At 53.8% G+C, this 24,030-nt stretch carries 20 protein-coding genes and 1 pseudogene; 8 read left to right on the forward strand and 13 right to left on the reverse strand.

Annotation, left to right across the window (positions count from 1 at the left end; genetic code table 11):
* Positions 1–78: 78 nt before the first annotated feature.
* On the reverse strand, positions 79–804 hold the full coding sequence (locus tag GCE01_RS14875; RefSeq protein ID WP_099213466.1) for a helix-turn-helix transcriptional regulator: 726 nt from the start codon (positions 802–804) through the stop codon (positions 79–81).
* Positions 805–872: 68 nt separating this feature from the next.
* Here GCE01_RS14875 and GCE01_RS14880 point away from each other — a divergent pair, with 68 nt between their 5' ends.
* Entirely contained in the window at positions 873–1,271 is a 399-nt protein-coding gene (locus tag GCE01_RS14880; protein ID WP_099213467.1) for a VOC family protein, read from the forward strand.
* A gap of 236 nt (positions 1,272–1,507) precedes the next feature.
* Here GCE01_RS14880 and GCE01_RS14885 read toward each other — a convergent pair whose 3' ends face one another.
* Positions 1,508–2,155 carry a TetR/AcrR family transcriptional regulator gene (locus tag GCE01_RS14885; protein WP_099213468.1) on the reverse strand — a complete coding sequence of 216 codons (648 nt, stop codon included), beginning with the start codon at positions 2,153–2,155 and terminating at the stop codon, positions 1,508–1,510.
* Between the two features lie 79 nt (positions 2,156–2,234).
* Between GCE01_RS14885 and GCE01_RS14890 the strand changes: the two genes are divergently transcribed.
* The 4 genes and pseudogenes from GCE01_RS14890 to GCE01_RS14900 all read left to right on the forward strand — a co-directional run bounded on the left by GCE01_RS14890 (position 2,235) and on the right by GCE01_RS14900 (position 5,984).
* Positions 2,235–2,984, forward strand: coding sequence for an SDR family oxidoreductase (locus tag GCE01_RS14890; protein ID WP_099213469.1), 750 nt, complete (start codon positions 2,235–2,237; stop codon positions 2,982–2,984).
* A gap of 398 nt (positions 2,985–3,382) precedes the next feature.
* A complete protein-coding gene (locus GCE01_RS16725) occupies positions 3,383–4,156 on the forward strand; it encodes a hypothetical protein (protein ID WP_145995811.1) in 774 nt (257 codons plus the stop codon).
* Between the two features lie 64 nt (positions 4,157–4,220).
* A pseudogene (locus tag GCE01_RS14895) lies at positions 4,221–5,042 on the forward strand (IS5 family transposase); the annotation flags it as partial.
* Between the two features lie 363 nt (positions 5,043–5,405).
* Positions 5,406–5,984, forward strand: coding sequence for a hypothetical protein (locus GCE01_RS14900; RefSeq protein WP_099213470.1), 579 nt, complete (start codon positions 5,406–5,408; stop codon positions 5,982–5,984).
* Positions 5,985–6,466: 482 nt separating this feature from the next.
* On the opposite strand, the gene GCE01_RS14905 is transcribed toward GCE01_RS14900, so the two are convergent.
* Together GCE01_RS14905 and GCE01_RS14910 are read right to left on the reverse strand one after the other, a co-directional pair.
* Positions 6,467–7,483, reverse strand: a complete 1,017-nt coding sequence (locus GCE01_RS14905) for a hypothetical protein (protein WP_099213471.1) — start codon at positions 7,481–7,483, stop codon at positions 6,467–6,469.
* Positions 7,484–7,670: 187 nt separating this feature from the next.
* A complete protein-coding gene (locus tag GCE01_RS14910) occupies positions 7,671–8,264 on the reverse strand; it encodes a recombinase family protein (RefSeq protein ID WP_099213472.1) in 594 nt (197 codons plus the stop codon).
* A gap of 208 nt (positions 8,265–8,472) precedes the next feature.
* Between GCE01_RS14910 and GCE01_RS14915 the strand changes: the two genes are divergently transcribed.
* Complete coding sequence (locus GCE01_RS14915) at positions 8,473–8,739, forward strand: AbrB/MazE/SpoVT family DNA-binding domain-containing protein (protein ID WP_099213473.1); 267 nt, start codon at positions 8,473–8,475, stop codon at positions 8,737–8,739.
* Complete coding sequence (locus GCE01_RS14920) at positions 8,739–9,128, forward strand: PIN domain-containing protein (protein ID WP_099213474.1); 390 nt, start codon at positions 8,739–8,741, stop codon at positions 9,126–9,128. The genes GCE01_RS14915 and GCE01_RS14920 overlap by 1 nt, the downstream gene beginning before the upstream one ends.
* Before the next feature lie 267 nt (positions 9,129–9,395).
* On the opposite strand, the gene GCE01_RS14925 is transcribed toward GCE01_RS14920, so the two are convergent.
* The 5 genes from GCE01_RS14925 to GCE01_RS14950 form a co-directional block, all read right to left on the reverse strand.
* On the reverse strand, positions 9,396–10,199 hold the full coding sequence (locus tag GCE01_RS14925; protein ID WP_099213475.1) for a YdcF family protein: 804 nt from the start codon (positions 10,197–10,199) through the stop codon (positions 9,396–9,398).
* Positions 10,200–10,681: 482 nt separating this feature from the next.
* Positions 10,682–11,887, reverse strand: a complete 1,206-nt coding sequence (locus tag GCE01_RS14935) for a GIY-YIG nuclease family protein (protein WP_099213476.1) — start codon at positions 11,885–11,887, stop codon at positions 10,682–10,684.
* Positions 11,887–13,980 (reverse strand): DEAD/DEAH box helicase, encoded by a 2,094-nt coding sequence (locus GCE01_RS14940; protein WP_099213477.1) that lies wholly within the window; start codon positions 13,978–13,980, stop codon positions 11,887–11,889. The genes GCE01_RS14935 and GCE01_RS14940 overlap by 1 nt, the downstream gene beginning before the upstream one ends.
* Before the next feature lie 3 nt (positions 13,981–13,983).
* Positions 13,984–16,689 (reverse strand): class I SAM-dependent DNA methyltransferase, encoded by a 2,706-nt coding sequence (locus tag GCE01_RS14945; RefSeq protein WP_099213478.1) that lies wholly within the window; start codon positions 16,687–16,689, stop codon positions 13,984–13,986.
* Between the two features lie 314 nt (positions 16,690–17,003).
* On the reverse strand, positions 17,004–20,144 hold the full coding sequence (locus tag GCE01_RS14950) for an error-prone DNA polymerase (protein ID WP_099213479.1): 3,141 nt from the start codon (positions 20,142–20,144) through the stop codon (positions 17,004–17,006).
* Between the two features lie 18 nt (positions 20,145–20,162).
* Here GCE01_RS14950 and GCE01_RS16895 point away from each other — a divergent pair, with 18 nt between their 5' ends.
* On the forward strand, positions 20,163–20,384 hold the full coding sequence (locus GCE01_RS16895; RefSeq protein WP_167386178.1) for a hypothetical protein: 222 nt from the start codon (positions 20,163–20,165) through the stop codon (positions 20,382–20,384).
* On the opposite strand, the gene GCE01_RS14960 is transcribed toward GCE01_RS16895, so the two are convergent.
* The 4 genes from GCE01_RS14960 to GCE01_RS14975 all read right to left on the reverse strand — a co-directional run bounded on the left by GCE01_RS14960 (position 20,381) and on the right by GCE01_RS14975 (position 23,769).
* Complete coding sequence (locus GCE01_RS14960; RefSeq protein ID WP_244591260.1) at positions 20,381–21,910, reverse strand: Y-family DNA polymerase; 1,530 nt, start codon at positions 21,908–21,910, stop codon at positions 20,381–20,383. The two genes, GCE01_RS16895 and GCE01_RS14960, sit on opposite strands and share 4 nt — an antisense overlap.
* Positions 21,795–22,586 (reverse strand): ImuA family protein, encoded by a 792-nt coding sequence (locus GCE01_RS14965; protein ID WP_099213482.1) that lies wholly within the window; start codon positions 22,584–22,586, stop codon positions 21,795–21,797. Before GCE01_RS14965 ends, GCE01_RS14960 begins: the two co-directional genes overlap by 116 nt.
* Before the next feature lie 182 nt (positions 22,587–22,768).
* Positions 22,769–23,083 carry a hypothetical protein gene (locus tag GCE01_RS14970; protein ID WP_062500473.1) on the reverse strand — a complete coding sequence of 105 codons (315 nt, stop codon included), beginning with the start codon at positions 23,081–23,083 and terminating at the stop codon, positions 22,769–22,771.
* A complete protein-coding gene (locus GCE01_RS14975; RefSeq protein WP_062105920.1) occupies positions 23,080–23,769 on the reverse strand; it encodes a ParA family protein in 690 nt (229 codons plus the stop codon). The genes GCE01_RS14970 and GCE01_RS14975 overlap by 4 nt, the downstream gene beginning before the upstream one ends.
* Between the last annotated feature and the right edge of the window lie 261 nt (positions 23,770–24,030).

Raw genomic sequence — 24,030 nt, forward strand, 5'->3', positions numbered from 1 at the left:
AACAACAGACGTTCCTACTCGCCTAAAATATGTATCGAACGATATTAACGCCTTCGTCTGGCAGGACTGGGGAAGCGATCAACCGGCTTCACTGGTAATTTTAGCGAGTTCCGATGTGCGTTGCGCTTTCCAGCGTTGAAGCAGTCGGGTGCGAGGCTCACCTATCTTCTTATCCAGAATTTCTACCGCCTGTATTCGGTCCGTGCGGAAATGACGAAAGTCCTGCCTCAGCTCGCACCAGGCGATCAACATGCACGTGGTGTCCGAATAACCGAGAACAACCGGCCATACTGTACGCTCGGTAACCTCCCCCTGTTGATCCCGATAATGCAGATGTAGCTTTGTTCCGGCACGGATTGCCGCTCGAAGGTTCGTCCTGTCATCTTTGTCTTGTGATGCGTCCAGAGGCAGCTTTGTCGCTGTGCTTGGAACGCTGATAAACGGCTGCAAGGCCGGGGGGACAACCGCGGCAACCTTGGCGAGCACGTCCAATGCGGCGCGTGACAGCTCCTTTTCGCCATGGGCCGCCACCCACTGTGCTCCCAGAACGATTGCTTCAAGCTCAGCCGGGAGCAGTGCGAGGGGTGGCATGTCATATCCAGTTCCCAGAACGTATCCAACGCCAGCTTCTCCTGAAATAGGCACGCGCTGCCCGATCAAATGTGCGATGTCGCGGTAGATCGTACGGATGGAGACTTCCAGTTCTTCGGCCAGAGCCCTTGCCGTAACGGGGCGAGACGACCGACGCAGGATTTGGATGATCTGAAAAAGGCGATCGGTGCTACGCAAAGCTTCTGCAATCATGCTGACAGGATGTTGTCAGCATGATTGTGCCAAAAGGTTGGGAGCACAACCTGAGCAGGAACTGCCCGATGACGTTTACCTCTATCCGCCTGATCGCCTCCGACATCACGACGATGGTGGCCTTTTACGAACTGGTGACGGGACAGTCTGCCGAATGGCTTGCACCCCAGTTTGCCGAAATCCTAACTCCTGGCGCGACACTTGCGATCGGGAGTGCTGAGACGGTAGCACTGTTTATGGAAGGGAGTGCCGAACCAGGTGCCAATCGCACGGCCATTCTGGAATTCAGGGTCGACGACGTGGATGCCGAGTTTACGCGCCTGAAAGACAAGGTAGACGTTGTGATCGAACCCAAACTGCTGCCGTGGGGTAACCGTACGGCCCAGTTCCGCGATCCCGAAGGCACGATCATCAGCCTGTTCACGCCGGTAACTGAAGCCGCCAGAGCCCGTTTCGGGAGCCGGTAACAAAGCACCGGATGATCTCCGATGATGAGCTACACGTCGTGTTTTGTATTAGGTAAGTAGTACGCATAAATGCGGCGAATACCGCTGTCGAGAACCACTCTCCCGCGATACATCCCCCGTTTTCTTCGTAGACTGCTATCAATGTCTTCTTTACGTTCCGTTTTAGCAGTACGCTGACGTCTGAGACGTCGACAGAAGTGTTCGGACAAACGCTCGACTTTGCAGAATGGATGAAATTAGGGGGCTATCTCCACGGTGCCTGATGGCGCACCAATGCAGGCATCATCAAAGGCGACTGTCCTAAAAACGCCGGCAATACCGACCGAAACACGCCGCCTTGCCGTCAATTCATTGTCCCCGAACCGGTCTATGGCCCAGGACAATGCCACGACGAGTTCGAACACTTCTGCCGCTGTCACAGTATCCACAGTGTTTCCGGACAGGGTTGCCTGACGGAGAAATGCCCCCGTTCGATCAATCAGCGCAGCGCACGCAGAAGCCATGGACGATTGCGGGTCTGCCTGAGCGGAGGCAACACAGGTCGGCAGGTCATGCCAGATGCGCAGTGTCCATGCGAGCCGGATCAGCCATTCTGCCAGTGCCTCTTTCGGCGCGAGTGATATGGACAGCGCATCAGCTTCGGCCAGAGCAGCCTCGATGCTGACCGAAGCCACGGCGGCAAGCAAATCGTCCCGCGTCGGAAAGTTCCGATACAGCGTCGCATTTCCCACTCCTGCACGTAGGGCGATGCCGTCAAGGGAGGCGAGAACGCCTTCTTCCTCGAATGTGGCACGTGCGGCCGTAAGGATCGCATCACGGTTACGCCGCGCATCGGCGCGCATGGGGCGCGGCGCGGCTGAACGTATTTCCCGCTCAGCGGTCATAAATATCCTCCCTTGACGAATCGGGGATAGTCCCCGGATAGTGTTCCGGGGAAAATCCCCACTTTCGGAGAACTATAGAATGACGCAGGCAATCGACAAGACCAACCGTAATCTGGAGGATCGGGTCGTTCTCGTAACGGGTGCCAATGGGGGGCTCGGGGAAGAATTCGTCCAACAGGCCATTCAGCGTGGCGCTCGCCGCGTTTATGCCGCAGCGCGAAAACCCAAAGTCTGGAATGACGCTCGTATCGTGCCGCTAACGCTCGACATTACGAAAGCCGAGGACATCGCACGCGCTGTTGCGACTGCGCAAGACTGTGACCTGCTCATCAACAACGCGGCCATCGCACCGGAAGCCGATGTCTTACTTCAGCCCGAGATGGAAACACGGCGAATCTTTGACACGAATTTCTTCGGCACGCTGAACGTCGCCAACGCCTTTACACCGGTCCTCGGTGCCAATGGCGGCGGGACAATGCTCAATATTCTGTCCGTTGCGGCTTGGGTCAGTATACCGACGGCCTATGCCGCATCGAAGGCCGCGTTGTGGTCCGCGACCAACGGTTTGCGTATGGCGCTTGAGGGACAAAACACGCAGGTCATCGGGCTGCTGGTCGGTATGATCGACACGCCGATGACGAAAAACTGGACTATTCCGAAGAGCAGCGCGGCGAGCGTCGTGACAGAAGCTTATGTCGGTATTGCCGCCGGTGCTCTGGAAATTTTGGCCGATGATACGACGCGCGACCTGAAGTCGAGACTCAACACGAAGGGCGAGGAACTCTATCCGTGGGTCCATGCCCAGCTCCGAACGCTGATGGCCTCGTAACCCGAGCTGACATAAGAGGGTGAAGCTGAGTTGATGACTGTCCCTGTCTGATTCAACGTCTTTGAACAGACAGGCAGTTCAGGGGGGTGAACGGAATGTCCGCTTCTCGAAAAAAACGGGAGAAGCGGCAATAGAAGCTCAAACTTACGGGTAGCTTCACAATGGTGGACAGTCTGACGACACAACCTTATCAAACCAATTTCTCAACAATTTTAGGTATGCATAAAGAAAGTTTCATGCACGACCCAAAAAAGCAGCACGCCCTCAGAGCGTAATAAGCATTTCTATTTTGATGTTGGCGGAGCCCCGGACACTTGCAAGCAGAGGTGAACCGGGGCCACGTTTGACAGTCTAGAAAATTTCGCTCATTAATTCAATACCATGCGAGGAGGAAAATTGTGGCACAATGTTTTTCTCCGGCGGAGATAACAGAGTTTGAAAAAATTCTATCTCGCGAGAGAATAGATTATTGGAAAGCCATAGCAAATGATCAAAGACTGGCTACATGGCGATCCCGAATTAAATGTCCGGTTCCTGTAGACGATAGTCATGCAATTTTGTTGCACGAATGGAATTTCGCGCTGTCGTCAGCGTTTTTAGCAACTTTGCAGCCGTTCGAGTTGAGCATCCGCAATCACATGCATTCCGCGATGTCCAATTATTTAAAGACGGACCATTGGTGGGGTAAACACGGGAACAATAAATGGGAGGCGTCCGACAATATTGTTGGTAATTATAAAGAAGCCGTAAATGATGCAATAGCTATTGCAAGTAGGCGCGCTAAAGGTGTTACGTCCGGCGGCGTAATATCTGAGTTGTCATTTGGTTTCTGGTTATCCCTGCTTGGACCGTCCTATGATAACCCAAATAGCCACCCTTATTGGAGACAATGCTTTCATTCTGTTTTTGATAAACTGGGACCTTCGAGGCGAAAAGATGTCTATTTTGATCTGGAGCGTATTATTCGTTTAAGAAATAAATGTGCACACTTAGATCCCATAGTGAAAATGGATTTACAGAACGAATTTAATCATATCATTTATTTTTGCAAAAAATTTAGCCCGGAAACAGCTAAATGGATTGAAGATACTAGTTTACTTCCGGGCCTCTTAAATCGTGACTGGATTTCTGCTTTAAAAAAATGTGGGAGACTAATTGGAAGCGCTCCCTAAGAGCCCTTTTGGAAATTCAGCATGATGGGTTTTCAGGGCGTGTCGCGCGTGATTCAAGCTCTTGATGTGGACGCCCGAGCAGAGAGGCCGAATAGCCGATATTACTCGCAGGACGAAACGCTATCCGTCTGACCTGACAGATGAGGAATGGGAACGCCTAGCGCCTCTGATGCCGCCTGCGAACCGACGTGGTCGGAAACGGGCAACCGATTTTCGTGAGATCATCAATGCTCTGTGCTATCTCGTGCGCTCAGGTTGCGGCTGGGAGATGCTTCCGGTTCATTTTGGCCCGTGGCAGACGGTTTACTGGTGGTTTCGCCGGCTGATGCGCCGTTTCCTGTTCCAGACCATTCATGGCATTTGTCTGATGCTCGATCGTGAAGCGGCAGGACGTGAAGCCAGTCCATCGGGCAGCGTCATTGATAGCCAGGGTATCAAGGCGCCTCATGCAAAGACGCGTGGTTATGACGCAGGCAAGAAGATCGTCGGTCGAAAACGCCACATCGCAGTTGATACGGATGGCCGGCTTCTCTTGGTCCGGCTGACAACAGCCGATATTTCGGACAGCGCAGGGGGACAGATGATCCTTGATGCCATTCGTAAACGCTGGCCTTGGGTGAAGCACCTGTTTGCCGATGGAACCTATGATCGCCTCCAGTTGATGGATAAGGCCGCTTTTCTCGACTTCACAGTCGAGGTCGTCCGGCGATCAGATACAGCGAAAGGGTTTGAAGTCCTACCGCGTCGATGGGTCGTTGAACCGACCTTCGGCTGGAGGATCCGCTGGCGTCGTCTTGTGAAGGATTACGAGCAACGGATCGACGTTGCCGAGGCCATGATCCACATCGCCATGGGAAGCCTCATGCTACGCAGAAACGCTCATCCTTGGATTTCCAAAAGGGCTCTAAGCGCAAGCCGTTATGTAATAAATCCGTTATTTAATCTCAATTATAAGCGACAGCAGAAACATGTCCGCTTTCGGGAGACCAATACATAATTTGAATGTCGGATATGTAGGCGGAAGGAGCCATCCCCCAACGATCTGGGTAGTCTGTTACGATTTAATTGCTTTTTAGCCTGCGAGGACGGAATTTTTTGCCTTGCGTTCGGCAAGGGATTCCAAGGGGCTGGAAAGCCCGGTGTCCGGCGAGTTATCCTCATATTCTGGAATTTTCCTATTGGCTTTCGGGTCGTATTTCTTACCTCCCACAAAGAGATTTAGTTTGTCGGTGCTAGATGGAGGATGTAATTGGAAAAAAACATAAAAGATGGTGACGCAGAACAACTACTGCCGCGGCAGATCAGGTTGGTTCAGTCCCTCGCTGATTTCCAGATGGCATGCAGTGCCATGGAATTTATATGTGAACTTGACGAAGATCGCCTCGTTACTCGCGTTGAGCGACGGCGCTATCGATGTTTTGAAGACACCGCTGTAATTGCCTATGGGCGCGCCTTCACAAATGCTAATAATTTGCCTTTGCTTAGTTTTAAACAGATCAAGATTAGCCCCAGCTCTGACGAACGTGCTCTGCATGAGCGACTGTTAGAGCGGCGCAACAAGGTCATAGCTCACTCCGATGCTGATCGGCAGCGCATTACCTTCACAACCGAATGCTTCAGTTTGGAAAACAAGCTGGTAATGATGCCACGTTGGGACTTCGACGATGCGCTGGAATTTTTTGCTGAGCGGGAGGCGTTGGCTGCGTGGTTCGGCACCCTTATATCGGCGACTAGCAAACGTCTATTTGAACAAGTGCAAAGCATGTCGGAGATACGCTTCGTTCGTGATCATACTTTGATTGTAAGTTCCGGTGCAGAAGAGGGCTAGGATTCAAAGGTGCTATGTATTCGCCTACGGACTAAGATCACTAATTAATCGGGCACAAGGCCAATACGTTACCAAAATCCTAAACCTCGCGTGAGGAAATGTAATAGATCACAGCGGGGTGTGAGCCGCCTCTCGGCAGAAAGAAGTAATGCGGGTGTTGCTCGCCAATATCCCCAGCTACTTTATGATGGTCGTAACGGGGCTGCGTGTCCGGTCGTAAACGAAAGTCCGCTTTTAAGACGGGCTCCAAAGAGCTTGAGCGTCCGGCATGAAGGCGCATCCCGTCTGTCCGCTTCATATTCGTTGAGCGGACAGGCAACTTACGGAGCTAGCGGAACGTCCAGATTCAACGGGATAGTACAAACGAACACTCACTACACCAAAATAGATAAACCCAAAAAATTACAAATTAAGCTCCATATTTGGCGACAATTCACAATGGATACCTGTTCTGAAGACCAAGCAATCTGGACAAATACCATTTACCGAGGAAGCGTCAGGAGGAAATTATCTGCCAAATCGAACAGATAATCTGTAGGATCCTCGCCGCGCTCTTTCATATGTAGCATCTCGCATACCTTATCATCATCTAGAATGAGCATAAGTTTACCTGATTCTCGCATCGCTCCCTGAGTCATCGTCACCGCATTTTTGTCAGCACCATCTCGACTAAAAATAATGGCAACACGCCTTAGAGCTTTTTCCAATAAATATTTCTCTGTCGTAAGAATTTGTCCTTGCTTTATTTTTCCTGTATAATTTTTAAATTCGAAAATTACGTATCGACTATCCAAGTGTTGTACAATAAATTGCCAAAACTCAGTGGTGGATTGGATGCGGCAAACAGAATCGTAACGGTTTAATCCATCATCAGTTCGTTTTTGATCATGCCAGCCATAAAGATCATTAGGAAATAAATATTTTAGTATTCTCACGCACAGTTTTTCATAGTCAGGCCAATGTTTTTTGCCTCGATTAAGCTTTTTAAGCTCTTGACACAGTTCAGTGCCTTTAGAGTCTTCTTGAGGTGGCGCCTGGTTCAATGGCGTCTCGTTTAATTTTGGTTCTGATGTTGTATCACCGTCTTGTGTCAGATCATTGGACGGTATCCCAAGAATTGATTGGAGTTTTCCAAGAATCTCAGTATTTTTTGCAGACCAATTTATTAGATCGGCGCGGTCTATGAAGGTCAAATTAAAGCTCGTCTCTAGGTAAAGACGCAATTCGGCGGGAAGATAGCAGGATACGACTAGCATACCTTTTGTGACTCGCGCTTTAACACCTTCGTGGTTCAGTCGGATAGCTGCATTTTCAATAAGTCCTGCTTGAGCACGTGGGGTCCTATAAAATTTGACTTCAATCGCCCATTTTTCGTTGCCAAGCGTTGCATGGAAATCGAATTTATTATTTGTCTCCGGTAAAGAAGGAGAAATAATAAAATTATTAATCTCTAGTATATTTCCAACCAGATTTTCAAATTCTACCGCTTGATCTTCCATATTTCCCCACAAAAGTGACAGAAGAAAAGTCTTCTACATTTGCCAAAATATTATCTGTTATTTTAAATCTAATAATCCGTTTGCACAACGGCATTCATAAAATGATTTTGAGTGATGTCCGTGATTGCTTTTGCATTGTGGGGAAAACCTGATGGTGTCGGATATGTAGGCGGAAGCGGAACTACCGCTATAGAGAGCCGGAAGGAAAGCTCTCAGACCGAACCCGCATAATGGTCTGCCGACTTGTGGAGAATTTTCTGGCAAGTGCAGAAACGCTCATACCCTCCGCCAGGTCCTTGAGGACGCCTTGCTTCTCACCTTCTGACAGTGTGGAAGGCCGCCCCAGGGTCTTCCCTTCTGACTTTGCCCGCCTGAGACCAGACTGCGTGCGCTCAATCAGCAGATCCCGCTCGAACTGTGCGACAGCATTCAGAACCTGCATCGTCATTGTGCCGGAGGAACTGGTCAAATCAGCACCGCCAAGTGCGAGGCAGTAAACCTTCACTCCCATGGCTCCCAGCATTTTAACCGTGGTGCTGACATCCATCGCATCGCGACCAAGACGATCAAGCTTGGTCACGATCAGAACATCTCCAGCTTCCAGTCTATCCATAAGGCGAGCAAAGCCACGCCGTTGCGCGATGGATGTACTCCCGGAAATTGTTTCGGTAACGACGCGACGCGGCTCAACCCGAAAACCGGCTGCTTCAATTTCCTGAATTTGGTTTTCGGTCGTCTGCCCGACTGTAGAGACGCGAACATAGGCAAAGGTGCGTGGCATGGGGCTCATTTCGTCCGAATAGGATGTCCGAAATATGAACTATGTCCGAAACACTGTAAAGGTAATTTGCGGACAGATTGGTTTGCCCCTGTCCGAAAACGATCGTTTTCGGACACCCGAATGTTATGGCATCAAAAATAAAAATGACCTAAACACAGAAAATGACTCAAACTAAGAATGCAACCTTCTTGGATAGGAGATCAGTTACATGATTCGTGTCAACGTTATGCCGAATGGTCGACTTGTTCTGCCGGTTGGCTTGCGTAAGTCGCTTGGCGTCGAAAAAGGCGGCCAGCTCATGGCGGAGATCGTAGATGGGCAGGTTCGCTTAATGACGCCTGATGCCTCGCTTGATCGGGCAAGAGCACTGTTCCGAAAATATGTCCCGGCCGGCACCTCGATTGCGGACGAAGTCATTGCTGAGCGACGCGCTGAAAATGCGCTCGACAGCCATGACGATGGGGTGAAGCGCTGATGCCGATTTGCGTCATTGACACATCCGCTGTCTTTGCGGACCTGAACGAGGAAACAGGAGCTGAAGAAGCTCGGTACTGGCTGCGCGATGCAGCCATTTCCGCGATCAACCTGCAGGAGATCGTTTCTAAAGCTGTTGATAAAGGCGTCCCGGCCGAAGGAATATCCGAACTTATCTCAGCTTTGCGCCTAGACGTGCGGCCTCTTGATCAGAACCTGGCTCTCGCGGCCGGATTGATGCGCGATGCGACCAAGCGGGTTGGTCTCAGTCACGGAGACCGTGCCTGTCTGGCGCTAGCCAAAAAAATGGGTCTCCCCGCGGTCACGGCCGATCGGGCATGGGCTGAAATTGCGGACGCAATCGGAGTTGAGGTGGTTCTCATTCGATAGTCGTACGCAGTGTAAACCCTATGCAGGTTTTCTGTTCCACGGCTGCTTGCCCCCCCAGAAGGAGCCGCTCGAAATAAGCGGATCTTCCGGTTTCGCCTCATCTCAGACGTAGAAGATTCGAAAAGAGGAATCGAATAGCGGACAAGACTTATGAAAGAGCAGACCATAAAATGGGTTCAAAATCGGGTCAGTCGTTTTCAATTTCTTCTGGTTGCACTCCATGCATTACATACAAAAACTCATTATGAGACAGGATGATCCTCCCAGTCATGCAAGCGCACGATTCTTCGCTTTTTCATGATTTTTCAAAAGCCCATGAACATGTTGATACGCGGTCTCAATCTCAGAAGGAATTTCAACATGTGGGATAAAACCCCGTCCACACGGGCCGTAACCGTTCTCATCATCTCGCAACCGGGGAATTTCTCCCATGATCAGAGACAGGAACCGCTCCGGGCTCCATAGTCGCGAAGGGAGCTCCTCAGCATACGTCACGATTCCGTCTCGTATCTCGAGACGCGGAACAAAAGTCGGACAGCTATAAAAAACAGTTGCACATGATGCCTCCTGCCAGACTTTCTGGAAGGTGACGAAAGTTCGTAACTGCATGGCCGGATCCTGAAATAGGATAGTAGAGCAGGGTTCCAGCCCGAGTTCCGAGAGCAGTAATTTTGTAAAGCTCGCGTTCTCGCCGCAATTGGTGGAGCGCGTTTCCAGAACCAATTTTTCTTTGGGAAAACTCCAGACTTCCGAAGCCAAAGTGCCAAAAATCTCGGCTTCGGATCTGTCTTTCAGGTATATTTCTGGTAGCAGGTTTTCTGATCTGACAGTCTCTACAAGAAGAGTGGTAGAGTGCCCGATGCCCCCTGAAAAAAGCAGGTGACAGTTGGCTTCACGTGCAGCCTCACAGGCTGCATGAGCCGTCTCAAGGATGGCATTTCCGGCGTGGATCACCAGATCCACTGAAGCACTGTCAGCCTGAGGCATGTCATTGAGGGCCAGAAAAGCTGATATCGCATTGACTGCATCAATATCGTTCTGCGCTTTAAGATAGGTATTGAAATCAGACATATTATTCTCTTTATCTCACCGAAGGCCGCCCTACACAGGACATAATGTCTCTACCGTAATGCGCCCGATTTCGGAAAATACCTCAAAAAAAAGTTTTTCATCAGGGTGACCGCCACGGGTATAGGCGCAGACGATGGGCGTTGCTTCCGACCTTGGTCATGCACGGCTATATCTTCGGCAGCATCCTTACCATTATTGCCGGTTTTGTCGCCCGCAGCCCAAGTGGTTGGAAACCTTGCATGTAATCTTCTGCTGACCTTCACTTACGGTCGTTTTTAAATGTCTGCTTATTGATGGCAAACGCTAAAAAGCAGACAGTCGCAAATCCCCCCAGAGCTGCCTGAGAGACACCACGCAGGCGGCCAGATACCGTGATGAGAAACTGGGGCATTTAATGTGAAGATTTATACAACGCACACGAAAGTGCATTTTACGTACGCGTGGGGTGAGCACCGTTAGAATTCGTGTCATCGCTCCACGCCTCAGTTCGGTACGATTTTCTGCGTCGCCACATCGTAGTGGAAGAGATGTAGCTGCCCGTCCTCGATCAGTTTAACGGCTTGGCCAACGTGTTCTGGCAGCACATAAAACCACTCTTTTGGCGAGATCTTCTTTCCAAGACGATCCACGACGAATAATTCGGCAGGGCGTGCGGATACGAAAAAGCGATGCAGAAGATCCTCAACTTTATGGCGGGAGAGGTTCTTGAGGCTGTATGTGGCGACGATATCCACTGGAGCTAGTAGAAATGTTGGATCGTTACGGGCATCAGCTACACGGCGGGCAACGTCCTGACTGGTCACACCAATTTTGTGTAAGATCATCCGCTGCTCACGAATGGCAGGATCCTCTGAGCGCGACCGAGCGACATAGATTGTGCCAGATAGTTCAAGCTGATCACTCTCCCATTCTGGGTCAACCGGGCCAAGTCCCACCTTCTGCACGGTGCGCGCAGTCTTGTCTTCCGATAAGGACTTCCGGAAGGAAGACATTAAAGGGTCGCTCTCTGTCCCGTTCGAAAAAATGATCCGCAACCGATGATCCCGAGAACCGCCGCGTGAGGTCATCTCTGACTTCTCCGCAATCATGGCGAGCAGGCCGTTACGAATGAAAAAATCGCCTTCGATAGGCTCAATAATGGCCCATTTTTTTACAGCCCTTGCTTTTCTCTCTCCCGTCTCAAGAGCGCGCTGAACGATCTCGAAGCGCTCACGAAATTTCTCAAAATCCCGGCAGGGTACAAACTCAGCGCGATGATCGGGTGTCACCCGTTCGCTTGAGGGGGTTGTGTGTTGGAAGGTGACGAGTGAGGGATCAACCTCCAGTTCGTCATCATCAAAGATGTCATCGAGACTTTCCGGGATAGCCTCCTCAGGGACTTCGTCTTTCCACGAACGAGGCGGGGCGATTGACTTTTCGTCCAGAAGACCTAGGCGATCGGCTGCTATCATTTTCTCGGTTGGTGAAGTTTTTACAGCGCCCCACGTCATCGCCAGCTTCATCTCGTCATGAGACAGTGCCTCTGGATCTGGCAAGCGGCCGTTCTGCTCGACAAAACAGGTAACGTCCAGCAACACCGCGACGCCACGATCTGTGGCGCTTCCACTTCGGGTGCCACGTTGTTTGAGATCCAGAAGACCAAACTCGTCGTGTTCGCTGTAGATGTCATCCAGAGAGGGGCGCGCCATTATTGTGCCGCCTCGCGCAGACGCTTGGCTTTTTCGGCTTTCAGCCAGGCAAGCGCTTCGGCCATGCGTTTCTCCAGTGTGTTAGCGGAGTTCACATTGGGCTCGCGGCCTTCTGTCGCGCGAAATGCTTTAATGCGCGGCCATAAAGTCCGTGCTTCGTCTCCACTCATATTCACCCGCAAGGCGACCATGGCGGATTGCACATGCGCGAGGATCTCAGCATTCAAGGACTTAGACGCGACTTCGAAGCGTTCCTGAAAGACGTTGATGCTATCAATCAACTCAATATCGATGTCCCGAACATTGATAAATTTCTTCACCATGGCCAGCAGAGTGTTCGGAGCACTGTCAGGTGTCTCCTCACCACCATCGTTCGCTTCGCCTGTTGTGGGGGCACCTTCGGTTGGTGGAGCACCAAGCACGGATTGCGCGCCCGTAATATCCTGCTCGGCTTGCTTGCGGGCCAATGTCAGGACGTTCATATGCGCAGCCAGATGCTGGCGAACGGATTCAGCCTCTTCTGTGTCCAACGTCTCGTAACGTCTTTCGATGATATCCGTCAGAACCATCTGCGTTGCGACTTCAGGTGCGGTTTCCGGTGACAGCACACGGCGGTCCATTTCCTGATAGGCCGTCGCCATCAGATCGTTCATGTCCTTTTCACAAATCGCCCGCGCGCGGTCTGTGGGTGGCTCCATGAGGCCTTTAATCCCGATGGTGACATTACCTTCATCATCCGTGCCAATCGGTGCACGAACATCCCCATCTTCCCGCCGGTAGAATTTCAGGTTCGGAGCGAGGACCTGCTCCATCAGCAATGAACCCGAGATCGCTTTCAGCATATCATTCACAGCATCAGTGACGACGCCCGTTTCAACCCCGGGCTCAGCGACAAGGTTTGTGAACAAGGCGCGAGGCTTCCCGGGCGCATCACGGGTTGCACGACCGATGATTTGCACGATCTCAGTCAAGGAGGAGCGGTAGCCGATGGTCAGAGCGTGTTCACACCATACCCAATCAAAGCCTTCCTTAGCCATGCCAAGGGCGATGATGATATCGACTTTGGCTCTGTCAGCGTCATCATCACGCTTACCATCCGCTCCTCTAATCTCATGGGATAGAGCGGTCTTCACGTTGTTGCGGCCCGGACCATCATCTACCAGATCAGCAATCTTCAGAAGCCGTCCTTCTGCTGTGCGGACCAAATCAAAGCCGGTCTCAGGGTCTCGACCTTCATGCTTTCCTAAGAAATCAAGGATCCGACCAACCTCGTTGTATTTGTCATCAAACGCTTCAGACGAGCCGCGATGCGGGATATGGATAATCGTCTTTTGATTGGGGTTCAGAACGCCCTCAAGGCCGTTGATGTAATTCCCTTTATAGAAATCGTAATTGATGCCGAGTGCTTTGAGGAAGGCGTAGCTCTCCAATTGCTCGTAATAGCTGTAGGTAATCTTGGTGAAGCGGTCTTCGTCTTCCTCCCGGAGAACCGGATCTGAATCTCCCCGGAAATAGCTGCCCGTCATAGCCATGATATGACAGGCGTCCCGGGTAATCAGGTTCCGAAGAATAACGCCGAGACGGTTGTTGTCTGATGCCGAGACGTGATGGAACTCGTCTATCGCAATGAAGCATCGATCAAACGCTTCGATACCACTGGTCTCAATGACAGCATCAACGCCAAAACGGAATGTCGCATGGGTGCAGACCAGAACCTTTGCGTCGCTTTGCAGAAAAGCCTGAAACGCCTTGACCTTTTCTTTGCTCGCGTCATCGCCCGTCAGGCAGAGGTTCCAGCGCGGCTCAACCTCCCAATTTGCCTCAAAGCCGTAGCTCATCAGATTGGTAGAGCGAAAAGAGCCACCGATTGACGTTTCAGGAACGCAAACGATCACCTTCTCCAGCCCCTGATGTAGTAGTTTATCAAGTGCCACGAACATGAGTGCGCGGCTTTTACCCGCAGCCGGGGGGGCTTTGAGAAGGAGAAACTGCGCGGCACGGGCATCGTAGGTGCGGGCCTGCATCGGGCGTTGGCCTAATGCGTTCGTCTTGGCTGTTGACGTGCCATAGGTGACGTTGAGCATCTCAACCATGGGTCAGGCCTTTTTCTTTTTGCTGGCAGTTTCTAGCGTTTTGATCTTGGCCGCATAGAGCTTGAAGAGTGTTTCCAGGCGTTCCGTATCATTGCGGAAGGGGCGGCCGATATACATGCTCTCCAGCAAGTCATCGTTTTCCTTATGCACCGCACGAAGGTCGTCAGGCATTTTGTCTGGATCGTATAAATCCGCGATTGTTTTGGGGTAGTGGGAATAGCGGCATTTCAGGATGCGGCGCGCTGAAGCCGAGAGGGCTTCCAACTGCTCGTCCGTGAACTTCGGGACTGGGAAGGTGTTCCAGCCGAGCGTGTTGGAATAACGGAAATCGGACTTCAGTTTGCCGCAGACAGTGGCGATCCAGACAAGATGCAGACGTGACGCAATGAGCGCGATGCACCATTCAGGGGCGTCATAGAGTACCTGATTGAGGTCCGATGAAATCACGTCAGCTCCCACTCGCTCCACTGGAAGGTACGGGCGGCGCTCTGAAGTAACGCGGGGGACGAGGATGGCGTGGGTTTTGGTTTCTGGTCCTGTAAACCAAAACTTATACGGGGTTGCAGCAGTTGGGCGTGTAACAGGATTACTGCTCTCGGTCCTAAACTGACGGACCGCGTCTATTCGTTTTTGGAATGGTGGGTACTGATATGCGTCTGATGCTTCTTGGTCCTTGATCCACATGCAATAGCGAACCTGTCCACGAACGACCTCCTGGGACCCAAGATACTTACGGATGAATCGGTTCGAATCTGGATATAATTGAACGATTTCGTCTCTTTCTTCAGTCGATAATATAAGGTTTCCGCCATCAGCTGGCTTTGACCCATAGTCCATGCGGGGAAGACCAAATATAGATTTTCCAGAACCTTCTACATATACAGGAGGAATTGGTATTAAATACGGACTGATAGAGGATACATCGCTAATTACTTTTCCATCAAATAATTTTGCTCCAGAAATATATTTAGGGCACAAACCAATTATAACGCAGATAACTGCTGCATTTGACGATGCATTATTTCTCCACTGAAATGACGTATGTGCAAATCTTATTTTTTGATTTTCAAGTATCCGAGGCCAAAATGAAGGTACCTGACGACCTTGCGTAATTGAATTTGTCGACACAAAGGCGAAATTCGTTCGACAGAATGCTTCTGCGTATAGTGTTGCCAAATAAAACCACGATGCTACGTAATCTAAATTCTTATAAGATTTAAAATCACTCTTAAATAGTTCGCTTCGATCGCTCTTTTGCTCTGATGTTTGAAAATTTGATCCCACAAACGGCGGATTCCCCGCAATAAAAATCTCCTCATCATTGTTGGGAGGTGGGCATACGGCCTCCCACTCAATCTCTAGAGCATTACCTCTGTGAATACGGGCAGCATCTCGCAAAGGTAGAGCCGCAGGACATCGTCCAAAAATGGCTTTAAAACTCGCATTAGCCTGATATTCAGCGATGAAGAGTGCAAGTTTTGCTGTTTCAGCTGCGAAATCCGAGATCTCAATCCCGTAGAAATGGTCGATCTTGATGCGCGAGAACATCTCGCTCGTACCCATGGCATTACGTCCATCAAGCTCTTCCAGGCGCTGCATGATACGCGTCTCGCGTGCCCGGAGTTCTCGATAAGACACAACAAGGAAGTTCCCCGATCCGCAGGCGGGGTCAAACACACGGATGTGCGACATACGACCCAGAGTTTGCTGAAGTGCACGAGCACGATCCCAACCCTTATGGATCTCCGCGTCCAGATCATCGAGAAAAAGAGGCCCGATAACCTTCATGATATTCGGAACCGAGGTGTAATGCATTCCCAGTTCAGAGCGTTGCTTTGGATCCGCAACGGACTGGATCATCGAACCGAAAATGTCCGGATTGATCTTACCCCAATCCAACCCACAGGCCTCACGCAGATAGCGGAAGGCAATAGTATCGAATTTCGGTGCATCAATGGTGCCAGCGAAGAGACCACCATTCACGTAGTCCAACTCACCGGTCCATGCGGGCAGACCTGTTCGTTCGTGCGTGGGAAGGTTCATCGCCCGGAAGGCTGCAATAATGGCCTTATGGGCTTCCTCCCCCTTATCGCCTGCATAGGTGAAAATCAGGCGGGAGAATTGTTGCTCTGGAAAAATACCGACGTCTTCGGCAAACATACAGAAGATCAGTCGCATCATGAGTTGGTTCATCTCATGACGACGTGCATCTGTTCCCCAGTCGGGATTTGCCCTGATTAACGCGTCATAAAGCTTGGCGAGCTTACCCGTCGCCTTCACATCAACCGGGTTTTCCTCAACAGCACGATATCGCTCCTTACCCGCAGCGGGAAGGAAGAAGCCGAACTGATCCCCCAACTCTTTGAAGGCGCAATGGAGTGTTTCGCCCGAAGCAGTATGTTCCGCCGCAATCATCTCACCATCCGTTGCGAGCAGAATGGCGGGTTTGGAGGATTTGGTTTTCTTCGATGCTCTCAACTGCTCAAGAGTAGTGTCGCTCTTTCCGGTTGTGGCCGGTGCATAATGAAATCGCCTGCCAAACAAGACCCCGCCCGGAAGGTCAGATTTATTGGTCGACCCGTTGCGAAGCTTTGAAATTGCCGCCTGTGAAGCATCTGTTGCTTCAGCAAACGAGAAGGGAAATTCCTCTGCGTCAAAGGATGCCTCCGCGATCTGGGATAGGGCATCATAGATTTCAGTCGGGTTCATGTCGGGCCTTGGGGTGCAGCAGAGTTCAGCAGGATCAAACAACTGGCGATATTACTGCAACCGTGTGTCACATATGACAAGGTAAGGCCGGGACGTCAGGAGAAGGACGCCTATGTTTGTGTATCACTGCTTTTGGCTATACCGGCATGAGCCGCCCATGGACTTATGGACAGCCGCTCCGCGGTCGCTCGCGTCCTGATGGACAGCCCTGCCGGCTGACCACAGGGTGCGGCTCTGCCCACAACTCCACAGGTTCAACACCAACAACAATGTCTTCATTCATAAAATAAGTTCGCTCGAAGCGGCGCTCTTCCCTACCGGAAGTCCCGTGCCTTCAGCAGCTCCGAGCCCTGAAGCAATGGTGTCTGGTCTTCCAGACTGAGCACAACGACATGGATCACATCGCCTTCCTTCTGAAGCCTCCCCTTGCAGGCCAAAAGACGGGACGCCAGAAGAGGACGGCGGTGCTTCTCCTGCACATCCTTCCAGACAATCAGATTGGCTGTGCCGGTTTCGTCCTCGATCGTGACGAACATGGTGCCGTTGGCCGTCCCTGGCCGCTGCCGCATCAGCACAAGACCCGTAAGCTGGATCCGGCGCCCATCCCGTAGATAAGGAAGATCCCCGCAACGAATAATCCCTTCTTTTCGCAGTCCCTCCCTCAGAAACGCGACGGGATGACCTGTCAGACTGAGGCCAGTGGCCCGGTAATCCTCATGCACCGACGCCCGCTCTGACATCTGCGGCAGGACAATCTCCGGCTCGATCACCTCCGGCAGCGGAAAGTTCCGACCCCGATCCGCCGCTTCAAACAGCGGCAGCGCCGTGTCCGCGAGCCCCTTGATTGACCAGAGCGCAGCACGGCGCATCTGTCCGAATACCCGGAAGGCGTCCGCTTCCGCCAGACATTCCAGGGCCGAGACCGGCACATCCGCACGCCGCCACACATCGTCAATACTCTCATAATCCGGCATCCGAGCTGCAATCAGGGCCGCGCCGTGCCCGTTTGCAAGCCCGCGCACCATACGAAAGCCCATCCTTACGGCTTTACGTAAAGACGTACCGCTACGTTCCAGTGTGCAATCCCATCGTGAGGCATTGATACAGATCGGCCGGACCTCGACCCCATGGCGTTGCGCGTCCTGAACAATCTGCGAAGGCGCATAAAACCCCATGGGCTGACTGTTCAGCAGGGCGGCACAGAACACATCCGGGTAATGGCATTTCATCCAGGCGGACGCATAGGCGATCAGGGCAAAGGAGGCGGCGTGACTTTCGGGAAAGCCATAGCTGCCAAACCCTTCGAGCTGGCTGAACGTCTGTTCGGCAAATTCCTGCTCATAGCCATTGGCCAGCATCCCGTTCACCAGCTTGTCGCGGAACGGCGAGACCCCGCCTGTCGCTTTGAACGTGGCCATGGCGCGACGGAGCTGATCCGCCTCGCCTGGCGTAAAGCCCGCGCAGTGGATCGCGACCTGCATTGCCTGCTCCTGGAACAGCGGGACACCGAGTGTTTTCCCCAGAATGCCGCGCAGGGTCTCGGACGGGTAGGTGACAGGCTCCAGTTTCTCTCTTCTGCGGAGATAGGGATGGACCATATCCCCCTGGATTGGTCCCGGCCGGACGATCGCCACCTGAATCACCAGATCATAAAAGGTCCGGGGCTTCATGCGCGGCAGCATCGACATCTGCGCCCGGCTTTCGATCTGGAATGTGCCGAGTGTGTCAGCCTGCTGGATCATGCGATAGGTCTTCGGATCCTCGGCCGGGATCGAAGCGAGATCCATACGGGTCTGATACACGGTGTGCAGCAATTCGAACCCGCGACGCAGGCAGCCCAACATTCCCAAACCCAGAACATCCACCTTCATGAAGCGCAGCACGTCAATGTCGTCTTTGTCCCAGACGATGATCTGCCGCCCGTCCATAGCGGTTGGCATCAGGGGGACGAGTTCGTCCAGGCGATCCTCGGTCAGCACAAATCCGCCCGGATGCGTCCCAAACTGGCGCGGGAAGCCGAGAAGCTGGCGGGCAAGATGATAGGTGAGGCTGAGGCGGCGATCTTTCAGGTTCAGGCCAAGATCGGCCGAACGCGCCTTGCACAGATCAGGATCCGCGAGAGAGGAGGCGATGTGTCTGGAAAGCTGACCCGTCAGATCCTCCGGTAGCCCGAGTACCTTGCCAACTTCTCGCAATGCGCCTTTGGGCTGATAGCGCTGCACGGTCGCGCACAGGGCCGCGCGGTGGCGGCCATAGTGCCGGTAAATCCACTGGATGACTTCTTCGCGGCGGTCACTCTCGAAATCCACGTCGATGTCGGGCGGTTCCTGCCGTTCGGCCGAGATGAACCGCTCGAACAGCAGGCCCGAGCGAACCGGATCAATACTCGTGATGCCCAAAACGTAGCAGACGGCCGAGTTCGCGGCAGATCCGCGCCCCTGACAGACAATCCCGAGTGAGCGGGCATGACGCACAATCGTATTCACAGTCAGGAAATATGGCGCGTAGGACAGAGAGCCGATCAGCCTCAGCTCATGGGCGATCTGCGCCTCGACCTCAGGGGGCGTCCCGGCCGGATAGCGTCGCGGCAGTGCGGCCTGGACCAGACGTGTCAGGGTGCCCTGCGCGCTTTCGCCCGTTCTCTCGGTTTCGGTCGGATACTGATAGGTGAGATCATCCAGACTGAAGGCGCAGGCCTCGGCAATTCGCCGTGTGTTGGCCACGGCGTCCGGAAAAGCGGCGAAGAGGCGTGCCTGTTCTTCCGGGGCTTTCAGGTGGCGATCGGCATGAACGTGCCGACGGTGGCCGAGAGCATCGACCGTGCAGCCTTCTCGGATCGCCGTGACGACGTCCTGAAAAACGTGCCGGCGCGCATCGTGGTAAAGAACATCTCCCGTCGCCACGCAGGCCAGACCGCGCGATGTGCAGAAGGCGACAATCGCATGAAGACGCGCCAGATCCCCGGGCTGCCGTAGCAGCGTCAGCGCGAGAAACCGGCTCTCTTCTTCGGCTGCCCTTTGTCCGGGCAGATCCAGCAGGCTCTGAACGTGCTCCGGGAGTGTCGCCAGATCCTCGGGCGGCAACAGGATCAGGAGGAGGTCTGGTGCTGCTGCGACGAGATCCTCCCACCCCAGAAGAAACACGTCCCGCTCGCCCCGGTGATGACCAAGCGTCAAAAGCTGGCAGAGACCTGCCCAGCCCGCACGGTTGCGAGGATAGGCCAGGAGCGCACTGCCATCGCGTAGAGCCAGACGGCATCCGGGTAGAAGACGAAGACCGGCCTCCCGCGCCGCCAGATGCGCGCGGATCACGCCAGCCACAGTATTCCAGTCGGTCAGGCCGATTGTGTCATAGCCCAGGGCTTTCGCCTGGAAGATCAGTTCATCCGGCTGGCTGCCCGAGCGCAGGAACGAAAACGAGGACGTGACCTGCAGTTCGACATAAGGCGCGCTCATGGCTTAGCGGCGGTGGGGATGGGGGTGCCGGCTGCTATCAGGCGCGTTGCTGGTGGGCGCGCGCATGACCACGAAGCCGGAGCGTTCGAGATAAGCGACCAGACGCTCGGCTACGAGACGCGCCATCAGCTCGGCGGCGTCATGCGTTCGCCTGCGTCCGTCGTAACACAGCGCGTGCATCAGGACTTCGGCCACATCCGAGGTGCTGGCCGGGATCAGATCATCGCGGGGGTCCATTAGAACATCCCCTGTAGAAACCAGTCACCTGAACCGGACCAGCCGTGGACTCCGTCGCCTTTGCGAAACAGCCACAGGCGCAGGCCGGTCGTGGTCTCGACCTGCCAGTAGTCGCGGATCGCGCCGTAACTTTCGGGCGTCTGCCACCATTCGCCCAGCAGTCGTTCGGGGCCATCGGCCGCCGCAATGCGATGCGTCTGTCGCTTCAGGACGAACTGGCGGGGCGCACCGTCCGGAAGCAGGGCAGTCACCTGCACCCGGACGGGCAGATCGAACAGAATGTTCGGCCGCGCCCAGAGCATCTGGCCCGCGAAAGGCGGTTTTGCCATGTCGCCTGGAGAAACGCGAGACTGCCCGTCTTCCGGCCAGGCGGAAAACCGGGGCGCGAGCTGGTGAACCGAAACCACGCCCGGACGATTCAGTAACCGGTCGATCAGAGAGGCCGGGAGGCCCGTTTCAGAGGATCCTGCTTCGTCTGGCAAGACAGACCGCTCGGGCCCGGCTTCCAGCGGTTCGTTCGCGCTCACGGTCAGGATGACGGTTTCAATTCCAAACTCTGGCGCGATCTGCGGGATCTGGTCCTTCAGCAGGCGCGTCAGACGCGTGATGTCAGCCGTGGGATCGGACGTCCCCACGCGGACGGCCTGGATGGATCCGTCCACGCGAACACAGAGAAAGTCGAGCTGCCGTGCCCCCTCCCCGCGTGCCATCAGCCTTTCGCAAACAACCGGCACAAGGGCTGCAATCACTGTAGCAATGGCCTCCGGCGTGCTGATCGGCTCGACCAGAGAGCGGGTCAGGGAGATCCGGTCCACAGGTTGAAACACGCTGAGCGGGCGGACCTGCCGTCCCAGAGCCTCATCGAGACAGGTCAGAAGCTCTGCCCCAAAACGCTTGGCTAGAGGTGCGCGCGGGAGGTCCGCCAGCGCGCCGATCGTGTTTAGGCCGAGACGGCTAAGGCGGGATAGCGTCTGTTCCGGCAAAGGAAGCGCTGAACAGGGCAACGGCTGCAGCGCCTGTTTCTGCTGACCGGGAGGCACGAGACAGATCCGGTCGATCGCCGAGCGGGCCAAGGCGCGTGAGGCAGCGGCCGTATCGCTCAGCGCCACAGAGCAGGAATGCCCCCTCGCCTTCAGGCGTTCCCTGACGAGATCCAACATGGCCGTCTCACCCCCGTAAAGATGGGCGCATCCGGTGGTATCGCTGTAGAGCCCGTCCGGAGCGTCGAACGCGGGCAGCGGCGACAGCCAGATCAACCATGAGCACAGATTAGTCAGCGCGACCCTCTGTGCGTCGGCGTCCTCTTCTGCGGTCAGAAGATCCGGCACCAGGGAGCGGGCCTGCGCTAGCGGCATTCCGGGTGTCAGTCCGGCTGCGAGCGCAGCCGGACTGACACCAGTGACGGTGTGGCGGTTATGTGCCAGCGCGTGCACAACGAGCGGCCTGTCGGGCGGGAAGTCTTCCGGGCGGGAGAGCTGGAGGCGCTCGGTGCGCCAGAAGGGCATCCAGAGAGCGAGAAAGCGGCGCATGATCGGTGCAGTCGAGGATCCAGTGAGCAGGGCGGCCTCCCCTCACCCGCAGCAGCGCGGCAGAAAGGCGTCGGGAACCGGGAAGCGGCATGGCCAGTCCCGGAAAAAATCGTGGTGATGAGGGATGAGAGAGGATCCGCCAGCGCGTGGCGCACGCGCAGGGATCTTTCCCGGGAGCGCGCGCGAGCGGTGCAAAGCGCAGGAAGAAGCCTGTGTTGCCACTCGCTTCCACTGCCAGATTGAGGCGACGGATTTCCTTAAGGGTTGGAACTTGGCTGCCAGTGATGACGGCCAATGCGCGCTCTGGTCCGCGCAACACGTCTTCGGCGACAGCGAGCAGGCTGGTCGGGTCCGTTTCAATGCAGACCAGACGTTCTAGTGAAACGCCGGACTGATGCAGCCCGCAGGCGTTCAGTTCGGCAGGTGTATCGCTGATCCAGAAGATAGGCCCCCTGCCCTCTTTCAGGATGGGCAGCAGCATGGCGAGACTGGCTCCGATTTCCAGAGGATCGGAGATCAGGAAGTCATGCAGGCTACCCGTTTTGAGGCCACCGCCGAGATGGTCATCGACGGCAGAATGCCCGGTAGGCAGCGTGTCAGTATGGGAATGAGGAAGGCTTCGACGCTCCAGGCGTCGGACCTGCTCGCGCAGTCGCGCCACGGCGTCCGTTGTCATCTTTATTCTCCTTAACGAGAACATAAAGAGAACAAAGTGACCTCTAAAGCAAGATCAATCTTTTCGCCGAGTGCCCCCTGTGAAAGCCAAGAGTAACGGAATTAGCCATAGTCTCGGTAGAGCAGAGTGCATGAAAGTGCATGCTACCGGTTGCATGCAGTGCTACCGGTAGCATTCTACTTTCAGACTTTAGCGCGGTCCATCAGTTCCCGAATGCCTTCCCAGTAGGCAAGACGGTTCGCATCACAAAACTCAATGAACCTCTCAGCAACGTCTTCTGGAACTCTGGTGTTTATCGTCACAGTCGGTCCAACCGACTTCTTCCTGCGAGGAACCAATCGCGCGCCCGCTTCGCGGCTTGTAAATCCAGCGCTACGCCCCGCCTGATCAATGCGCTCAAGGTCATCGCGGCCTAATGCGCTTGGTTCACGCGGTGTTATCGCAGCCAATTTTGAAGTGACTTTTTTCGGTTTGAAGCCGAATGCGTCGTCGTTCATGCTGAGATTTCCTCGGTGTCTGATGTCTCGACGAATGATGAGATAAGTTCTTCCGCTACGGCTTCTGCGTTCCTCAGTGCTTCTGGCAGACCATTAACATCTGTCGGGTCCAACTCTTGAAGGGCCAGTCGCCTTACGAAGATCGCCTTGTAAGCCTGACGCTCGTTGAGCGCGTTTGCAAATAGCGGCAATTCGGCCTGTTTCAAGCCCGCGAGTATCTCGCGCTCAATGCGCGTTTTTATCACCGGGCTGGTACGAGTGAGAATGATGCGGAATGGAATCTCGTGACCGCGCAGAGCCTCTTCTTCTTCGTGGATTAGGTCGATGGCTCGGCTTGCCTGGCGTGCATCGACGCCGCTGGCTTGGAGCGGTACTACTACCAGATCTGCATGGCTAATCGCGCGAGAGACGAGACGGCTGGCTGTTCCTTCCAGATCAACAAATACGAATTGCTTTTGACGGGCAGCCTCGACGATTTGGCGGATAACGGTTCCTTCCTTCACGTCGGAAATCACTTCGAAATCAGCCTGTGAATTACCCGTGCGCCAATCGGCAATCGGCTTATTAGGATCGGCGTCGATTACGGTGACGCTTGCTCCCATTGCTGTCAGGGTCTGTGCCATCACGAGAGTGAAGGTACTCTTCCCGGCGCCCCCTTTCGGGTTGGCTGTAACAATTACTGGCATCAGAACTCCTAGCGGCAACGCATATAATATTGGTTGCATGTCGTGCTGTTGAATGCTTCTGGTAGCACTACATGCAACCGGTTGCAACTGGTTGCAAGGCAACCAACTGCATGCACGAAAATGCCTGCTGCCAGAAAGCACTGGAATAATGCCAGATTATTGGGGATTTCGTGCAAAAAGGAAGGTCAGAATATATGGTTGCTACTGGTAGCAATCGGTAGCAGACAACAAAAACGACAAGATTTGAAGAAGGAAAAAGAC

This window comes from Gluconobacter cerinus (genome assembly GCF_002723935.1).
Classification (GTDB): domain Bacteria; phylum Pseudomonadota; class Alphaproteobacteria; order Acetobacterales; family Acetobacteraceae; genus Gluconobacter; species Gluconobacter cerinus.